This is a genomic window from Vibrio hibernica (genome assembly GCF_015223435.1).
Classification (GTDB): Bacteria; Pseudomonadota; Gammaproteobacteria; order Enterobacterales; family Vibrionaceae; genus Vibrio; species Vibrio hibernica.
In genome coordinates this window covers 255,046-273,576 of sequence record NZ_VHKO01000001.1, presented here as the reverse complement: position 1 = coordinate 273,576, position 18,531 = coordinate 255,046, and the positions used below count along the sequence as shown (strand labels likewise).

17 protein-coding genes are annotated in these 18,531 nt (G+C 41.5%); 5 read left to right on the top strand and 12 right to left on the bottom strand.

Annotated features, from left to right (window positions below; all coding sequences use genetic code 11):
* The first annotated feature begins 8 nt into the window (after positions 1-8).
* Positions 9-770 carry a sulfite exporter TauE/SafE family protein gene (locus tag FH976_RS01245; RefSeq protein WP_194089085.1) on the top strand — a complete coding sequence of 254 codons (762 nt, stop codon included), beginning with the start codon at positions 9-11 and terminating at the stop codon, positions 768-770.
* 177 nt (positions 771-947) lie between these two features.
* Positions 948-2,138 carry a benzoate/H(+) symporter BenE family transporter gene (locus FH976_RS01240; protein WP_194089084.1) on the top strand — a complete coding sequence of 397 codons (1,191 nt, stop codon included), beginning with the start codon at positions 948-950 and terminating at the stop codon, positions 2,136-2,138.
* Positions 2,139-2,379: 241 nt separating this feature from the next.
* On the opposite strand, the gene FH976_RS01235 is transcribed toward FH976_RS01240, so the two are convergent.
* The 3 genes from FH976_RS01235 to FH976_RS01225 all read right to left on the bottom strand — a co-directional run bounded on the left by FH976_RS01235 (position 2,380) and on the right by FH976_RS01225 (position 4,642).
* Complete coding sequence (locus FH976_RS01235; RefSeq protein ID WP_194089083.1) at positions 2,380-3,114, bottom strand: amino acid ABC transporter ATP-binding protein; 735 nt, start codon at positions 3,112-3,114, stop codon at positions 2,380-2,382.
* Positions 3,111-3,782, bottom strand: coding sequence for an amino acid ABC transporter permease (locus tag FH976_RS01230; RefSeq protein ID WP_194089082.1), 672 nt, complete (start codon positions 3,780-3,782; stop codon positions 3,111-3,113). The genes FH976_RS01235 and FH976_RS01230 overlap by 4 nt, the downstream gene beginning before the upstream one ends.
* A gap of 98 nt (positions 3,783-3,880) precedes the next feature.
* Positions 3,881-4,642 (bottom strand): amino acid ABC transporter substrate-binding protein, encoded by a 762-nt coding sequence (locus FH976_RS01225; protein WP_194089081.1) that lies wholly within the window; start codon positions 4,640-4,642, stop codon positions 3,881-3,883.
* Between the two features lie 290 nt (positions 4,643-4,932).
* Here FH976_RS01225 and FH976_RS01220 point away from each other — a divergent pair, with 290 nt between their 5' ends.
* On the top strand, positions 4,933-5,787 hold the full coding sequence (locus FH976_RS01220) for a PA4780 family RIO1-like protein kinase (RefSeq protein ID WP_194089080.1): 855 nt from the start codon (positions 4,933-4,935) through the stop codon (positions 5,785-5,787).
* Positions 5,788-5,949: 162 nt separating this feature from the next.
* On the opposite strand, the gene FH976_RS01215 is transcribed toward FH976_RS01220, so the two are convergent.
* The 6 genes from FH976_RS01215 to rbsD all read right to left on the bottom strand — a co-directional run bounded on the left by FH976_RS01215 (position 5,950) and on the right by rbsD (position 11,990).
* On the bottom strand, positions 5,950-6,972 hold the full coding sequence (locus FH976_RS01215; RefSeq protein WP_194089079.1) for a substrate-binding domain-containing protein: 1,023 nt from the start codon (positions 6,970-6,972) through the stop codon (positions 5,950-5,952).
* A 22-nt stretch (positions 6,973-6,994) separates the two neighbouring features.
* The gene (gene rbsK / locus FH976_RS01210; protein WP_194089078.1) at positions 6,995-7,939 is read right to left on the bottom strand and encodes a ribokinase; all 945 of its coding nucleotides are present in this window, start codon (positions 7,937-7,939) and stop codon (positions 6,995-6,997) included.
* Between the two features lie 155 nt (positions 7,940-8,094).
* Entirely contained in the window at positions 8,095-8,973 is an 879-nt protein-coding gene (rbsB, locus tag FH976_RS01205) for a ribose ABC transporter substrate-binding protein RbsB (RefSeq protein ID WP_194089111.1), read from the bottom strand.
* An 85-nt stretch (positions 8,974-9,058) separates the two neighbouring features.
* Entirely contained in the window at positions 9,059-10,054 is a 996-nt protein-coding gene (gene rbsC, locus FH976_RS01200; protein ID WP_194089077.1) for a ribose ABC transporter permease, read from the bottom strand.
* On the bottom strand, positions 10,051-11,556 hold the full coding sequence (rbsA, locus tag FH976_RS01195) for a ribose ABC transporter ATP-binding protein RbsA (protein WP_194089076.1): 1,506 nt from the start codon (positions 11,554-11,556) through the stop codon (positions 10,051-10,053). Before rbsA ends, rbsC begins: the two co-directional genes overlap by 4 nt.
* Positions 11,557-11,570: 14 nt before the next feature.
* Positions 11,571-11,990 carry a D-ribose pyranase gene (rbsD, locus tag FH976_RS01190; RefSeq protein ID WP_194089075.1) on the bottom strand — a complete coding sequence of 140 codons (420 nt, stop codon included), beginning with the start codon at positions 11,988-11,990 and terminating at the stop codon, positions 11,571-11,573.
* 466 nt (positions 11,991-12,456) lie between these two features.
* On the opposite strand from rbsD, the gene FH976_RS01185 reads away from it, so the two are divergent.
* Complete coding sequence (locus FH976_RS01185) at positions 12,457-13,392, top strand: hypothetical protein (protein ID WP_194089074.1); 936 nt, start codon at positions 12,457-12,459, stop codon at positions 13,390-13,392.
* Positions 13,393-13,502: 110 nt separating this feature from the next.
* Here FH976_RS01185 and FH976_RS01180 read toward each other — a convergent pair whose 3' ends face one another.
* Positions 13,503-14,393 carry a 5'-methylthioadenosine/S-adenosylhomocysteine nucleosidase gene (locus FH976_RS01180; RefSeq protein ID WP_324187399.1) on the bottom strand — a complete coding sequence of 297 codons (891 nt, stop codon included), beginning with the start codon at positions 14,391-14,393 and terminating at the stop codon, positions 13,503-13,505.
* A 167-nt stretch (positions 14,394-14,560) separates the two neighbouring features.
* On the opposite strand from FH976_RS01180, the gene FH976_RS01175 reads away from it, so the two are divergent.
* On the top strand, positions 14,561-15,043 hold the full coding sequence (locus FH976_RS01175) for an NUDIX domain-containing protein (RefSeq protein ID WP_194089073.1): 483 nt from the start codon (positions 14,561-14,563) through the stop codon (positions 15,041-15,043).
* A gap of 117 nt (positions 15,044-15,160) precedes the next feature.
* Here the strand turns inward: FH976_RS01175 and FH976_RS01170 are convergent, their stop codons facing one another.
* Entirely contained in the window at positions 15,161-16,657 is a 1,497-nt protein-coding gene (locus tag FH976_RS01170) for a UxaA family hydrolase (RefSeq protein WP_194089072.1), read from the bottom strand.
* Positions 16,658-16,780: 123 nt separating this feature from the next.
* Positions 16,781-18,196: a glucuronate isomerase gene (gene uxaC / locus FH976_RS01165; RefSeq protein ID WP_194089071.1), complete on the bottom strand. Its 1,416-nt coding sequence runs from the start codon at positions 18,194-18,196 to the stop codon at positions 16,781-16,783.
* Positions 18,197-18,531 lie beyond the last annotated feature (335 nt).

Below are 18,531 nucleotides of genomic sequence, written 5' to 3'. Positions count from 1 at the left end.
ACTTTCCTATGCTTGATTTTATTCTTCACTTTAAACCTGATGTTCTTAGTGACTCTCAATTTTATTTGCTGATATTGCTGAGTGGAATGACATCGATGCTCAACACGATTATTGGGGTTGGGGGCGGGGCAACGCTTATTGCGTTTATGGTGACCATGATCCCAGCTCAAGCGGTTATTCCGGTGCATGCGGTAGTGCAACTTGGTTCAAATGCTGGCCGTGCGATACTGATGAGAAAGTACATCGAAAAAAAATATCTTGGTTGGTTTTTTGTTGGCAGCGTATTAGGTGCGGTTATTGGTGGCCAATTGGCGCTTAATTTGCCGACTCAATATTTAGAGTTAATTCTAGCCGTGTTTATTTTGATCAGTAGCTGGGTACCGATTAACTTGAGCTTTAATGGAAAAAAAGGTTTAGTCGGTGTGGGACTGTTTACTACTTTCCTTAGTATGTTTGTTGGCGCGACTGGGCCATTGTTGATTGCCACAGTAAAAAACCTATTACCTGATCGTCGTCAACTTGGCGCGACCATGGCCTGCTTTATGGCTATGCAGCATACGATCAAAATGGTGATGTTTGCCTTCTTAGGTTTTGCTTTTAAAGATTGGCTTGGGGTGATCACATTGATGATCGCATTCGGCTTTGTGGGCACTTATGTTGGCAAGCGTATTTTATATAAGGTCTCAAATCAGAACTTTCATACCATACTCAAAGTTGCGCTTACATTTATTGCCCTACGTTTAATCTGGGGATTTTTTGCAGGGCATTAAATTATAGGCAATGTAGTTCATGGTATTGGGAACACTCTTACTATCATTTTTATAAATAGGTTGAGCGGATAAAATGAGATGGATCTATACGTTATTCAATAGACCAACTGTAAACAAACTTCTCTTTCTATATGATGAATCGATGATGAAAATAACGACAAGGAAGCGTCGCATAGCATGAATGACCGTATTAATTCAGGATCCACTCGTCCCTCATCTTGGTTTAATCTTAGCCATATATCGGCAGGTTTTACCGCGGTTCTGATTGGTTACACTAGTTCGGTTGTTATTATTATTCAGGCCGCCACTTCAGCCGGAGCTTCAGCGCTGCAAATTGCCAGTTGGTTATTGGTTTTGGGCGTCACTGTGGGCGTAAGCTCTATTGCTTATTCTTGGTATTACAAAATGCCCGTCTTGATGTCTTGGTCAACACCGGGAGCGGCGATGTTGATTGCGGCAGTCGCTCAATATACTTTACCGCAGGTTATTGGCGCTTTTGTGATCTCTGGCTTTTTGCTGTTATTAACAGGGCTAATTACACCGCTTAGCCGTTTACTTGAAAATATTCCCTCACAGCTTGCGACGTCAATGCTTGGCGCTATCTTGATCCCTTTTTGTTTGAAAGCGTTTACGCCTGTTACTACAAGCCCTATGGTTTTTGGCGCGATGATGGCCACTTTCTTTATTGCAAAACGCTATTTACCTCGTTATGCGATGATGCTTTTACTGCTTGTTGGCATTGCTATTGCGATTTTTACTGGGGCGTTTTCAGGGCAAATAATAGTACTGAATATCGCTGAACCGGTATGGGTAACGCCAGAGTTTGATTGGATGGCGATGGTGAATTTAAGCCTTCCGCTTTATATTATTACGATGCTTTCTCAGAACTTACCCGGCTTTGCCATGATGAGAAGTTATCAATATGAATTACCAGCGAAACCTTTATTTATTGGTACGGGGTTTCTCAATATGCTGACTGCGCCTTTTGGTGGGTTTAGTTTAAATTTAGCGGCAATCTCAGCGGCTATTTGTATGAATGAAGATGTGGATTCCGATAGAAACCAACGTTACAAAGCATCAATGTGGGCCGGAGGTATTTTTATTATTGCAGGTTTATGGGCCACCGCAGTAGTGGCGATATTCTTGGCCTTACCAAAAGAGGTTTCACAAATTCTCGCTGGTTTGGCTCTACTTGGAACCTTGTTAATGTGTATGCAAACGGCGTTTAGCGATGCTGAATATCGGGAGTCTTCCCTCTACACGTTTTTGGTGACGTTATCTGGCATTACCTTGTTTGGTATTGGTTCGACGTTATGGGGGTTGATGGCTGGGCTTATTCATCAAAAATTAATGCATAAAAATCGGTAGGGTAATAACTGTTTTGAGATTAAAAAGGCTTACATGAACGTAAGCCTTTTTGATTTATATACCGAGTCGCTTTGAGCTTGAAGCCTTGTAGGGATTTATATTGGAAATAGAATATTAGATAAAGTCTCAAACCAGAACTTTCATACCATACTCAAAGTTGCGCTTACATTTATTGCCCTACGCTTAATCTGGGAGATTTTTTGCAGGGCATTAATGGTTTGTCAGTTTATTGTCACTCATATTACCGTTGAATTTGATTTAAGAATTTTTTTAATTGTGGTGATTGAGGGTTATTAAATAGTTCATTTGGTGATCCTTGCTCTACAATTTCGCCATTCGCCATATAAATCACGCGGTCAGCGACTTCTTTGGCAAATTGCATTTCATGAGTGACGACCAACATGGTTTGATGAGCAATGGCGAGTTTTTTCATTAAGGCTAATACTTCACCAACCCATTCAGGATCAAGTGCTGAAGTGGGTTCATCAAATAATAATAGCTCCGGCTTGAAGGCCATTGCGCGGCCAATACCAACTCGTTGCTGTTGACCGCCAGAAAGTGCAGCAGGGTAGCTATCACCTTTATCACTCAATCCAATCTCATCTAATATCTGTTGTGCTTCCTTTAGTGCCTCGGCTTTTTTCCAGCCACGCACCGTGATTAATCCTTCGGCAATATTCTGGCGAGCGGTGAGGTGAGAAAATAGAGCGTAATTTTGAAAAACAAATCCAGTTTTACGGCGTAGAGCGATCACATCCGATTTGGTGTGCTTTTCAGCATTAACAGTAGCATCACCAATCGTAATGATGCCTTTATCCGCTTGCTCCAAAAAGTTTACACAACGTAATAATGTTGACTTGCCCGTACCGCTTGAGCCGATAATAACAATGATTTCACCTTTCTTTACTTCGATATCAATACCGGACAAGACTAAAGTGTCACCAAAGGATTTATGTAAGTTTTCAATTTTAATCATCGTGCATAGGCCTTATTTAATTTCACTTCAGCCCAAATTTGAACTCGAGTCATGATGATAACTACGAACCAATAAATTAATGCTACTGCCAAAAATGCTTCAAAGAATCGGAAACTTGATGACGCTTCCATTTGGGCTTTTGCCATGATTTCAGACACGCCTAAGGTAAAAGCTAATGAGGTGGATTTAATCATATCAATGAAGTAGTTCATCAAAGACGGCAAAGCGACACGTGTTGCTTGAGGCAAAATAATACGGCGCATGGATTGGCTGGTGGTCATGCCGACCGACATACTCGCTTCCATCTGGCTTCGATCGATACCAATAATGGCGGCTCGAATACTTTCTGCCATATAAGAAGCAAAATGCAGAGTTAGACCAATAACAGAGGCGCTAAATGCATCCAGACCAACCATGATCGGGAACACTTGAGGTAAACCGTAATACAATAAAAACAGTTGGACTAATAATGGCGTGCCACGGAAGAAACTAATATACAGTTGGCATAATTGGTTTAAGACAGGCACGCGAAAAACACGAATGATCGCGATAATAACGGACAAGGTTAGTGCAAATATACTGCCCCAAAGTGCCATTTCAAGTGTAATGCCAAGGTACCGGAATAATATTGGCATTAAGTCGATCATGTATTGAAAATCAAAATTCATAAATATTCTTAAAAAAGCAAAAACCCACTATCAATTAGACTCTGGTTATACCAAATCAATGATAGCGGGTTTGGTTGTAAATAGTTGGTAAAACAGATTTATTTTTGAGTAATGTCTGCGCCAAACCATTTAGTTGAAATCTTAGCTAAAGTTCCGTCAGCACGCATAGCGTCTAATGTTTTATTGGCTAGTTGTTGCAGTTCTTTGCCTTTGGCATTATTCACGAACGGCCACGCGTTTTCAATCACTTCAAATGGTTTGCCAGCCAATTGCAGCGGTAATGGTGAATCTTTGATAAGCGCTAAAGCAGAAAGACGATCCATAACAAACGCGTCAGAGCGACCTAAAGCAACGTCTTGTTCAATGGCGGTATCGTACGTTTTAATGTTGATTTTGCCATCTTTATCATAGTTGCGTAGTACTTGTTCAAAGTTTGAACCTAAGTTAACGGCAACCGTTTTACCGGCTAAATCTTTGACAGACTTAATACTGTCGTTACCTTTCTTCACGGTAATTTGCACGCCATCAACGACATAAGGTTCAGAGAATAAGTACCTTGCTTGACGCTCTTTTGTGATAGTGATTTGGTTTGAAATAGTATCAATACGCCCCGTTTCTAATAAACCAAATAAGCCTGAAAAATTTGCCGTAGTGTAAGAGACTTTAATGTTGTTACGTGCAGCAATTTCATCCCATAGGTCTACTTCAAAACCTTGTAGCTTATCCATTTTCTGGAAGGAGAATGGGTAGTACTTGCCAGACATACCAACTTTGACTTCTTTTATTTCAGCTGATGCTCCAGCGATGAAAGAAAGCGATAGCACAATAGTGGCTAAAGATTTGGTGAAAAAATGGCTCATGGATAGTTCCCTTATTTAATTTCTTTCCAGAATATAGGTTTTATTCATAATAATGTAAATAAACAGATGTTATTAGGCATAACAAAGCGATCATTGCACTAATGATAGTTTTATCTTTTAGTAGGTGAATAGCATTATTGATACTTAATAAATGAACTTACTCTCTTCATCCTAGGATGTCGGATAATCAAGGCCGGCAACGCGTGTGGGCAAGTTGATTTCGATTTTCTGCTAAGACAATCCGTATTTTTCTCATTCCATCTGAAGCCTAATTAGGGTATAAGGACGCTATGAAAATACCCAATAGAATCCAACCACTCATTGATGAAGGTTTAATCGATGATGTGATCGCTCAATTAATGAGTGGAAAAGAAGCGACCGTATACGTTATTCGATGCGGCGATGAGATCCGCTGCGCCAAAGTGTATAAAGAAGCGGATAAGCGCAGTTTTAAAAAAGCAGTACAGTATCAAGAAGGTCGCAAAGTTCGTAACAGTCGCCGATCGCGCGCGATGAGCAAAGGCTCTAAGTTCGGACGTGAACAGCAAGAACAAGTGTGGCAAACCGCAGAAGTCGATGCTTTATACCGTTTAGCAGACGCTGGCGTTCGTGTACCTCAACCTTTTGGTTGTTTTGATGGTGTGTTGATCATGGAACTTGTGACGGATGCGACAGGCCATACCGCACCACGTTTAAATGATGTCAGTATGTCGGAAGAAGAGGCCATACGTCATCATGTTACCGTTATGGACTACGTTAAACGCATGTTGTGCGCCGGTATTGTGCACGGGGATCTATCTGAGTTTAATGTGCTTGTTGATAGCGAAGGGCCTGTGATCATCGATCTCCCTCAAGCTGTCGACGCTGCTGCTAATAATAATGCACAGTGGATGCTAGAGCGCGATATTACCAATATGACTCAATATTATGGGCAATATGCGCCACAATTGCTGCAAACTCAGTACGCCAAAGAAATGTGGGCTTTGTATGAAGCCGGCGAACTTAAACCGGAGACACCACTTACCGGTGAGTTTGATGAAATCTTGGTGAATGCTGATGTGAATGTGGTTTTAGATGAAATTCAAGCCGCATTTGATGAAGCGCAAGAACGTAAACGTATTATCCAAGAAGCGAATGAAGAATAAGTCTTTTGTATGATCCTGCGTTAAAAACCAAATTTAGAAAAACCAGTTCAATGTGAGCTGGTTTTTTTCGTTTTAGGATTGAGCTTAGATCTTAGAGTTGAGGGGGGAAATGGTAAGTTGACTCATTCCCATGAATTATTACTGCAGATAAGAAATCGTCATTTATTTAAGTGAACTTACGCTACTGCGACTCACCAAAGCGGGCTCTAGCTGAACAACTTGCTGAGGTTGCGTTGGGTTTTCAAGTCGGGCCAATAGAGTATCTACCGCGGTTTTACCAAGTTGATGTTTTGGTTGATGAATCGTGGTGAGTGACGGAGTGATGTATTTCGCCAGATGAATATCATCGTAGCCGATAATAGAAAGATCATTGGGGATCTTGAAGCCATCTTCGGTTGCCGCATTAATTAAACCCATGGCCATCATGTCGTTACACGCAAAGCAAGCGGTCGGGAATGCTAATGCCGGGTTTTCTTGGGTGCGTTTTTTAAGGGTGTGGTAGGCATCATATCCGCCATCACATTCAAAGTTACCTTCGACCATCCAATCTTGATTAAGCGTGATCTTGGCATCTTGTAGGGCTTGCTTAAAACCATCAAAACGTGAGGAAGCTTGGCTGCGATGCAAGGGGCCGGTGATACAACCAATATTTTTGTGTCCATTGTCGATTAGATGCTGGGTGGCGAGATAGCCTCCTTTATAAGAGTTATCTTGAATTTTGTCACTCGCATACGCCATTGGGCCCCAGTCCATGACAACAACAGGCAGCTCTGGGTAGCGCTCAAAAATCTCAATCGTTTCGCCTTCTAATGTCGAGCACATCAGCATTAAACCATCAACGCGTTTTTGCAAAAGGGTATCAATCGAGACTTTCATGCGCTCGCTGTCACCTTCTGTATTGCAGAGGATCAGGTTGTAGCCTTTTTCGTAACAACGACGTTCGACACCTTTTAGCACTTCACCAAAAAACGGATTGGTTGACGTGGTTACTAACATGCCGAGCGTTTTGGTGCATTTCATTTTTAAGCTACGAGCTAAAGCGGAAGGGGCATAGTTAAGTTCTTTCGCCGCTTGTTTGATGCGTTTTTCAATGTCTTCACTCACAAAGCGAGATTGGTTAAAAACATGGCTGACCGTTGACGTTGATACTTGAGCAAGTCGTGCGACATCTTTCATGGTGGCCATGTTATTTTCCCTTTTTATTTAACTATTTTTTGGTTTGATTATTTTGTTGCGCTAAAAATTCGTTGGTTTCTTGTCTTGTCGGAATGGATGTTTGAGCGCCAAAACGAGTAACAGAAAGTGCAGCAGCAGCATGAGCAAATGTAATCGCTTGTTTGGTTTGCATGCCTTCTAATAGACCCGTTACAAATGCGCCATTAAAGGTATCGCCTGCGGCGGTGGTGTCAATAGCTTTCACTTTAAAGCCTTGAATCAATTCACCTTTATAGTTTTCACTCAGCCATACTCCTTTTGAACCCAATGTGATCATCACCGTATGGATTCCCTTATCATGCAAAACATTAGCCGCTTGTTGTGCAGATCCATCATCATAGACTTTAATACCCGTTAATACTTCCGCTTCGGTTTCATTTGGGGTAATGACATCGATTTTTGCTAATAGATCATCGGTCAAGGTTCTCGCAGGCGCTGGGTTTAAAATGATATTAACTTTTTTATCTGGTGAGGTTTTTGCATAATTAACAGCAGATTGAATCCCTTCAAGCGGTGTTTCGAGTTGCAACAATAAGTAATCACAAGATTGGAGTGGCTTTTTATATTGATTAATAATGTCTGATGTTAGTAGATCATTGGCTTCTGGTGAGAGGCAGATACAGTTTTCCCCTTCATCAGAGACTTGGATCATGGCAATGCCAGTTGGCTTTGAATCGGCTATTTGGATGTAAGCCGTGTTGATGTCATCTTGTTTGAATTGTTGAATAATATTACGGCCAAAATCGTCGGATCCCACGCTAGCAATAAAACCAATGTCTGCTCCTAAACGCGCCGCGGCAACCGCTTGATTTGCGCCTTTACCGCCAGCAATAACTTGATAATTCCGCCCAGATAATGTTTCACCCGGACGAGGAAAAGAAGGGACTTGCAGAACGTGATCAGCATTTACGCTGCCTAAAACGATTAATTTATTCATGTGTCATCCTTTATGATGAGAACAATTGAAAATACAAATTGGTATGACTGAGTTTGTTTGGTGATCTGTTGTTATCATGATCAAACTGCGTAATAACAATATGCATTTACATGATTAAAACGAGGGCCATCAACTAGCCCTCGTTTTGTATCGTATTATTTTGTAATGACTTTTAAAGGAACCGGGATGTTTTTCTCAACGGTTTGACCTTTCAATACTTTGTCTGCCGTTTCAACCCCTAGCTCACCAATTAATGCCGGTTGTTGTGCAATTGTTGCGCCTAACATGCCACGTTTTACCGCTGCAATACCATCGTCTGTACCATCAAAACCGACGATTAGGATTTTTTTACCAGAAGCTTGTACCGCGCGTAGAGCACCTAATGCCATTTCATCATTTTGAGCAAACACGGCTTGAACATCACCATTAGCGGCAAGTAAGTTCTCCATTACGTTTAACCCTTTGGTGCGGTCAAAATCAGCTGGTTGGCTAGCAAGAAGATCCATGTGTGAACCTTTTACTGCGTTCATAAAGCCTTCACCACGTTCACGTGCAGCAGAGGTTCCAGCAATCCCTTCAAGTTGGATAACTTTCGCTTTCTCACCGACTTTTTCCATGATGTATTTACCTGCCATTTCACCGCCAGCGACGTTATCAGAAGCAATGTGGCTAACGACATCGCCACGACTTGCACCGCGATCTAGCGTTAATACAGGGATGTTGGCTCGGTTAGCAATACGAATCGCATTGGAAACGGCATCAGAATCGGTTGGGTTGATAAGGATAGCTTTTACGCCACGAACGGAGAGATCTTCTACATTAGAAAGCTCTTTGCTCGGATCATTTTGTGAATCAAGCACGATTAAGTCGTAGCCCAATTCTTTGGCTTTCGCTTCTGCGCCATCTTTCATGCTAACGAAAAAAGGGTTGTTGAGGGTTGATACCACAATCGCAATGGTATCTTGCGCATGTGCGGTAACAGACATTGCACTTGTTAACACGGCAGCAGAAAGTAAAGTTGTCAGTTTATTCATTTTCATATTGTTCATCCTTTATGTAGGGCGAGCCTATCAATTGGCTCTTGTCGGTTGTCTATTTATTCATTGCGTTGTTATTGGATTATTTGTTTTTATTGTCGACCATCACTGCCAGTAAAATCACAACGGCTTTGGCGATCATTTGGTAATAAGAAGAAACATCGAGTAAGTTCAGTGCGTTATTTAAGAATCCGATGATCAGTGCGCCGATCAGGGTTCCCATAATACGTCCACGTCCACCCATCAAGCTGGTGCCGCCCACGACAACTGCCGCGATAGCATCAAGTTCATATCCCATGCCTGCGGTTGGTTGAGCGGAAGATAAACGAGAGGTCACAATGATGCCGGCTAATGCAGATAACACACCGCAAATGGCATAAACACCGATTTTCACGCGATCGACATTAATGCCAGATAAACGAGTGGCCGATTCATTGCCACCGAGCGCGTAAACATAACGACCAAAGCGAGTATGGTTGAGTAAATACCAAGCCGCAGCAAACACAACGACCATGATCCAAACAGGAACAGGAATACCAAGTGTGTAGCCAGTGCCAAACCATGCAAAGCTATCGGCAACATCGGTAAAGCCAGTCGAAATAGGGCGGCCATCGGTATAAACCATTGTGACGCCACGCAGTAATGTCATGGTAACTAAAGTGGCGATAAACGCCTGTACTTTACCTTTAGCAATAATGAGCCCGCTAATACCGCCTAAAATTGCACCCGCAACGAGGGCCGTTGGGACAGCAATTAATACCGGTACTTCCATCGCAATTAAACTGGCGGCAAAAGCGCCACATAACGCCAGCACCGAACCAACGCTTAAATCAATACCGGCGGTTAAAATTACCAGCGTCATACCCACGGCAATAATGGCGCTCACCGAGGTTTGTCGTAGAATATTTAAGATGTTATCGAGAGTAAAAAAGTTGGGATTGAGAAACGACACCACCACGATTAAAAATATTAATGCGATCAGGGATTTTTGCTCAATTAACCATTCTTTGCTGATCAATGGTTTTTTCTTCTTTTCAGGAGATTGGTTTTCTGGCTTGTTTATCGTATTACTGCTCATGCGACGTCCTTACTGATATTTTTACCGACTGCACAAGCCAGTAGTAATTCTTGATTTGCTTGTTTGGCGTCAAATTCGCCGCTGATCTTGCCTTCATGCATGACTAAAATTCGGTCACTCATTCCGAGAACTTCTGGCATTTCAGATGACACTAAAATAATGCTCATGCCTTCGGCTTTAAATTTATTGATCAGTTGATAGATTTCCTTTTTCGCACCGACATCCACACCGCGGGTTGGTTCATCTAAAATTAATACATTCGGACGCGTCATCAAACCTTTTGCAATGGCAACTTTCTGCTGATTCCCACCAGATAAATTACCAATGACTTGTTCACGGCTTGGCGTCTTGATATTGAAAAGGTCAATAAAGTCATCTACCGCCATCACTTCACTTTTATGTTGAATTTGTGCGCCTTTGCTAAAATGTTTCAGGGCAGACAACGTCATGTTGTCTTTAACCGAGAGTGCGAGGACTAAGCCATCGCCTTTACGGTCTTCTGAAATATACGCAATGCCATTGGCTAGGCCTTCTTGCGGTGATTTTGAGTGGATCGGTTTGCCTTCAAGAAAGACGTCACCAGATTGATAGGGTAGTGCGCCATAAATCATCTTCATCAATTCAGTACGACCAGCGCCCATTAAACCTGAAATCCCCAAGATCTCTCCGCGTTTAAGATGAAAGCTAACATCGTGAATACCTTTCCCGTTCAAGTTTTTGACATCTAAACGTGTATCACCTGATTGAACGGCAATGCGAGGGTATTGTTCTTCTAATTTACGACCGACCATCATTTCAATCAGCGAATCTTCATTGGTGCTTTTTACCGTGCATTCGTTGATGAACTTGCCATCGCGCAGCACCGTAATATCATCACAAATTTCAAAGATTTCTTTCAAGCGGTGTGAGATATAAACAATGCCACAACCTTGATCGCGCAATTCATTGATCACTTTAAATAAGAATTCGGTTTCTTTATCGGTCAGCGCGTCTGTTGGCTCATCCATAATGATGACTTTAGATTCAAACGAGAGTGCTTTGGCGATTTCAACCATTTGTTGCTGACCAAGACTTAGCTCGCCTAATAAGGTTTTGGCACTGCGTTTTACGTTTAAGCGAGCCAGTAATGCATCCGCTTTGGCGACCATTTCATGCCACAAAATACGACCAAATTTATTGGTAATTTCACGACCTAAGAAGATGTTTTCGGCGATACTTAGCTCAGGAATGAGGTTTAATTCTTGGTGGATAATACTAATGCCGGCGAGTTGAGAATCACGAGGGCCTTTGAATGCAACCGCTTGGTTTTGATATTTTATTTCGCCAGCATCGAGCGAATAAATCCCCGTGAGTACTTTCATTAATGTGGACTTTCCTGCACCGTTTTCTCCCATTAACGCCATTACTCGGCCGGGATAAACATTTAAGCTGGCTTTATCCAATGCTTTAACACCAGGAAAGGCTTTTTCAATTTGATTGAGTTCTAAGATGGCTTGAGTCATCACTATTCCTCGCTTTAAAAAGTCACGCCAGATTGAAAGATGACATTGGCATAAGGTGTACATTCACCCGTTCTTACGATGCCTTTACTGTTAACGGTTCGAGATTTAAGTGCTTCATGAGTGATGTAAGTGATATTGATTTTTTTGCCTGAAATAATTTCTTCTTGTTGAATTCTTTCAAGCAAGGCTTGGTGGTGTTGTGGGCTTATTTGTTGAAACTCTTCGGCAAGGATAAGGCCTTCAATTTGAGATTCTTTTAAGAAGACATCCACCGTTTGCGCAAAACTTGGAACGCCATGAGTTAAGGCTAGATCAATACGTTTACTCATTGAAGGGATAGGTAACCCTGCATCACAAATGGTCACTTCATCGGTATGACCAAGAGTTGAAATTAAATGAGAAAGTTCAGAGTGCAATAAAGGGCTTTTTTTCATATCAGTACAACCTAATCAGAAAGAATAATCCGAAGTCATCGAAACGTTTCGATAGAGTGTAGTGACTCTAATTTAAATTGCATTCTCGGCTTAAAAATAATGTGAAATAGATCATCGAAACGTTTCGATGGCGGCTGGGGTGGGTGATCTTTATCACGAAGTTTTTAGCGTTTATAAAGTTGGTTTGAATTTAATCTCGGTATTGATGATGAGAATAAGCCGGTAATTGAGCGCTTTTTATGCTGGATTTGATCGTCATAATCGAGTTTTTTATGGTGATAAAAAGCGAATGTCATCGACAGAAGTGGTCGTCATAGCGTGAGTCAATAAAATTTCAAAGAGTAAGTATTAACTAGGAAAGAGATAAGGTATTGTGGCGTGATTGGTTCCATCGTAACCGCGACGGTTTAGCCATTTCTCTATTCATCTATTTTTTACCTTTCTCTATATAAAACCCAGAGCGTTTATGAACTACGAACCCATCGACATTCCGTTTAATTATCGACATACATGTTGGTTTTGTGGCGAGCCGTCTGCCCAAATGCTGGATATTCCAGTCAGGGCGACCAATACCAAAATTTTCAATCATGAACCTATTTCTGTGCCAATTTGTGCAGAATGCCAATCCTTTCCAGTGCAGCCAAATTGTTCCTCTATTTGGCAGCATAAAGATTATGTCAAACAGCGATTAATGAAAGTGTACGCCAAGCATTTAGGCATAGGATTGAATTGGACCAAACAAGAATTGGCGGATGCGGACTTTGAAGGGCGAATTTTTGAAGGCTTTAGCCGCAGTGCGTGGATGATGTATGAGATCGCCAATGAGCGTGTTCGCTATGTTGGTTGGGATTTGATGATTGCTGGCTCTGCAATTGGTTACGATGATAGCGCCGGTTTTGAATACGATGGTGTGCAGTTTGCGAGTCAAGAAGCGTGTATGAATTATTATTGCGCCGCGCAAGGATTAAATACCACGTTATTTGAAGCGGTGCTTAATATCGTTGGTTATTCGCGTTTTAGCTATGCGCTTAAAATTAGTCAGATTAATCGCAAAGCCCGCCATTTCGAAGTGGTCAGGATTATTGATGAAATCGAGCAACAAGAGCTTGATTCACAAGAAATACAAGCCGATAAAAGTGCGCACGATAATCATTATAAATTAGAATCTATTGATATGGGTGAGGCGATTGCCGAGGCTCAGGCGATTGAATGGGCACTTGAAAATGATATTAGAACGTTAGATCAAATCAATCTTGCGGAAGATGCTTTTTTTGATGCCTTTGCTTATTTAGGTGGAGTACAAGCCTTCCAATTTTATAATGGGTTGCAGTTATACCTTGCCGCCAGAGCTGATGATGCTTGGATCCAAAAATTTGATTTAAATCGGGATGCTTGGAAATAATTGAACGGATGCTCAAAGTCATTGAGTAAGATATGTATAAATTGGAAAGACCGCAATCATTGACTGACGGCGGTCTTTTTTATTAGAACGAGTGAAATTCGTTTTGAGCATTATGCTTGAATTTTAGCGATGTATTTCACTAACACATCATGCACATATTGCTGGCATAACTTGGCAGTATTTGGATTGTAGTGACCGTTATTAGTTAGGTTGTTTGATAGCACGCGAATGGCTAAAAATGGCACATTGTAAGCCGCTGAAATTTGCGCCCCAGATGAAGCTTCCATTTCTTCGGTGCTGGTGCCAAATTTGTCGTGTAACCATTGAATGCGATCAATTTCATTATCCCAAAAATTAGCGGAAGCAATCGTGCCTTCAACGACTTGGCCTTTATAGGTGACCGTTTTTGCTAGAGCAATTAATTGGCTATCGCCTTGGTAGTAACGGATTTTATTGGCATCATCACTGCTTGCGCTGCCTGCAGAAGCAAATAAGTCCATTGGGATCCAACTTAATGCATCCACACCTTCGCCTTTTTGTTTGACTGGGGTTTTTAAGTTTCCGGTATTCACCGTACGTTCGCCCAATACAATATCACCTACCTTTAACGCAGGATCATGGCCACCAGAAGTGCCTTGGTTAATGATAAGGCGAGGGTGGTAACGCTCAATCGCGATGGCTAACGCTGCGGCCGTATTTTCTAATCCTTTGCCTGTTTGTGCCACAATCACAGGGTAGTTATTTAATGTGCCTTTATAAAAAACAAAAGTGCCGGTTTTTTCAGTCGTCACATTTTTCAGCATGGACGCTAAATGTTGAGCTTCTATCGGCATTGGTCCTTGGATGATGATCGGTGCGTCTTTAGCGAATGCACTATTATCCATGGAGGAAATAGCATTAGTTACCGTTACACTGGGAAATTCATTAGCTTGTGCAAAATTAGACATAAAAGGTAAAGCACAAAGCAAAGTGATGGTTTGAATTTTAGAATAAATCTTCACGAGTTTTCCTTAAAAAAAGAGTAAAACTTACATCCGTATGTAAGGTGTAGAATGACGAGGATTCTAAAGCAAACGTTTGCTAATGAGAAGTTATTCGCATTTTAATGTAACAAATTGAATTAATTCTCAGTTAAGTTTATTTCTGGAGAAGAAGGGTAAGGATATCGATGAAACATAGAATACGAGCAGCCGGAATTTTAATTCAAAACGATAAGGTGTTACTGCTTAGGGTTAATGATAGCAGCGGTGAATATTGGATCCCGCCGGGTGGTGGGTTAGAAGATGACGATCATCATACCAAAGCCTGTTTACAGCGTGAATATTTAGAAGAAGCCGGTATTCAAGTGGATATCGGTGAGCTGATTTGTGTCCGTGAGTTTCTTGAAACAACGCGCAATATTTATCACTCGGAGTTTTTCTACCATATTAAGCATTATCAAGGTGAACCTCATATCAATAACTTAACGGGCTTAAATGATGAGGCCTTTATTAAGGGGGTTGAATGGGTTTCTCTTTCTGAACTTAATAATAGACGAACCTTTCCTACCGATTTAACTGCATTGACAAAATTGGCGGTAGATCAACGTTATAGCACGCATTTAGGCAGCTATATTCAAGGTGATAATGAAACCTGTAACCAAATGCGATAAATATGAAAGCCACTAAAATGATGATGTGTTCACTTTTAGTGACTTTTAGCGTGGTATATCGAGGTGGCTGGTCTTTAATTTATAAGATCAAGGCTATGGATTTATAATGTTACAGGTTTATAACGTTACGCCACTTTTCCAGATCGCGAGTTCTCGTATTCCATTGACTTCATTTTTTGCTTTTTCGCCATTAACAATACCCACTAAGGTTTGAACAAATTGCGTCAATAATGATTCCATTGGCACATCATCGGAGACTAATTGCCCGGCATTAAAATCAATCCAATGCTTTTTCTTCTCGGCTAATTCTGTATTGGTGGCAATTTTTACGGTTGGGACAAACCCGCCATAAGGGGTTCCGCGACCAGTAGAAAACAACACCATATGACAACCGGATGCGGCAAGGGCGCTGGTGGCAATGGCATCATTTCCGGGTGCATTCAGTAAATTCAAACCGGAGACTGACAGTTTTTGAGTGTAATTAAGTACATCCACCACAGCGCTCGTGCCTGATTTTTGGGTGCATCCGAGGGATTTATCTTCGAGTGTGGTAATGCCACCATCTTTATTGCCTGGAGATGGATTTTCGTAAATAGGTTGGTTGTGTTGTTTGTAATAGTCTTTGAAGTCGTTAATCATGGTGACGATTTTATCGAAAACCTGTTCATCCTTGGCGCGTTTCATTAACAGGGTTTCTGCGCCAAACATTTCAGGCACTTCCGTTAAAACCGTCGTTCCGCCTTGAGCGATCACATAATCAGAAAGTTGCCCTAATAATGGGTTAGCGGTAATGCCAGATAATCCATCACTGCCACCACATTCAAGACCAAAATTGATTTCAGAGAGTTTGCCTACGGAGCGTTTATCATGGCGAATCGTGTTATAGATTTCTTGAATAATGGCTTTCCCTGCCTCAATCTCATCATCCACTTTTTGAGAAATTAAACATTTGATTCTATTGGTGTCAATGTCGCCTAAGCCTTGCATAAAAACAGGCACTTGATTGTTTTCACAGCCAAGCCCTAAGATCAGTACGCCACCAGCATTGGGATGCTTTGCCATGCTTTGTAATAAGTTGCGCGTTGTAATGTGGTCATCACCCAGTTGTGAGCAACCAAATTGATGAGGAAATACATACACGCCATCGATATCGAGTTGTGGGTTGTCTGCCAAGAATTGATTCACCATGGTTTGGGCAATACCGTTCACACAACCTACCGTTGGGATCACCCATAATTCATTGCGTATGCCAATTTCACCATTACTACGGCGGTAAATATTAACGTCAATATCTTTTACCGATGAAGCAGTGTGGGGAATGTCAACTGGATGATATTGGTACTCTAATTTGTCATTCAGATTAGTTTTACTGTTATGACTGTGTATCCATGAACCCATCTTAATGTCGGCCGTCGCATGGCCAAACGATTCACCGTATTTCCATAAAAGGTCATTGGTTTTTAAATCTTGCGTCGATACCTTGTGACCTTTGGTTATATTGTCTTGAAGAGAGAAAACATGACCATTTTCAAGCGTAATTGAGGTTCCCGCTGGCAGATCGATTAAGGCAATAATGACATTATCTTTGGGATGAATTTGGATCCATGTTTTCATTGTTTCTCCAAAGATCTTCATGGGGGTAATTGATAATGAAGATCGGCAATCGAATCGAGTATTAAGACGGCAGTAATTACCGTCTTTCATTAGGCCGCTTATTGGCGAATATTTAATTGCTAACTATTTAGTAATCGCTAAGTTGAAATATTGGTTGGCGTTGTTAAAGCAGATATCTTCCACCATTTTAGAGAGCAGAGGCATATCGTGCGGCGCTTCACCATCCACGACCCATTGTCCAATTAAGCGACAAAGCAAACGGCGGAAATATTCATGGCGGGTATAGGATAAAAAGCTGCGGCTGTCGGTCAACATGCCAACAAAACGGCTAAGTAAACCAAGCTGAGAAAGCTGTTCTAGCTGGCGAACCATGCCGTCTTTTTGATCGTTAAACCACCAACCTGATCCAAATTGAATTTTGCCTGCAATACCACCGCCTTGGAAGTTGCCGCACATGGTGGCAATTACTTCGTTATCGCGTGGGTTTAAGCAATACAAAATGGTTTTTGGTAGGGCATCTTCAACATCGAGAGCATTGAGTAACTTGGATAATGGCGCAGCCACTAAAGCATCATTGATGGAATCAAATCCCACATCAGCGCCAATAATATTAAACATGCGTTGGTTGTTATTACGCAATGCACCAATGTGATATTGCTGAACCCAACCACGTTGCGCGTATTGTTTGCCTAAATAAATCAAGGTCGCCGTTTTTATTTGCGCGGCTTCAAGCTCTGATAATGATTGCCCTGATAAGCGTTTGGTTAGAATAGAATCTAATTCTTGTTCCGTTGCGGTTTCAAATACCACGGTATCTAAAGCATGATCAGAAATGCAGCAGCCGTGTGCTTCAAAATGGTCTAAACGGATATTTAAGGCATCACAAAGTTGATGGAAGCGAGTGATATTGATATTAGTGAGAGCACCGAGTTTGGTTAGGTATTCCGGATAATCGGCCGCGTTGGCGTTAAAGGCTTTATCTGGTCGCCAGCTTGGGCGCATTTGCACATCAAAATTCGCATCTTCCATCACTGTTTTATGTGGCGCAAGATCATCGATAGGGTCGTCGGTGGTTCCAACCATACGAACATTCATGGTTTTCATAATATTACGGGCTGAAAATTCGGGAGTGGCCAGCATCTCATTACACTGATGCCAAATTCCTTCTGCGGTCGATTCATTCAAAATGGTGTCGGTAATACCAAAAGGGCGGCGTAGTTCTAAATGAGTCCAATGAAAAAGAGGATTCCCAATCGTTTGAGGAACGGTTTTTGCCCACGCCATGAATTTTTCTTTATCCGATGCATCACCAGTACAAAAACGCTCATCGACACCGTTAGTACGCATTCCACGCCATTTGTAGTGATCACCTCGTAACCAGATATCGGTTAAATTTTTAAAGCGATAATCTTCGGATACTTGAGTCGGTGGTAAGTGGCAATGATAATCAATGATGGGCTGGTGGACCGCCACGGAATGATAAAGCTCTTTGGCTATTTCAGTGGGTAATAAGAAATCTTCAGTGAGAAATTTTGACATGGTAGCCTCTAATTGCATCATTAAGTGCTGGTATAATACGAATGATAAATTGGTATAACAACGTGCCCGATCACACTTTTGAATATTGAAATGACTTGTTTTGCGGTAGTGAACTAAATTTTCTGGTTTTTAAACAAGCGAAAAGTAAAAAATCGTGTAATCTAAAGGCCTCAAGTATAAGAGTGCAATAACACCGGTGAAATGAGTATATTCTAATTTTGGAATCCTATTCCTGTTACCAGTAATGGTTCGGATCCCGTTTTCATACCATTATCATCTAATACATCATTATGTCGTTATGTTACTCTTTATTGGTATAACAAATGCAAAGCTAT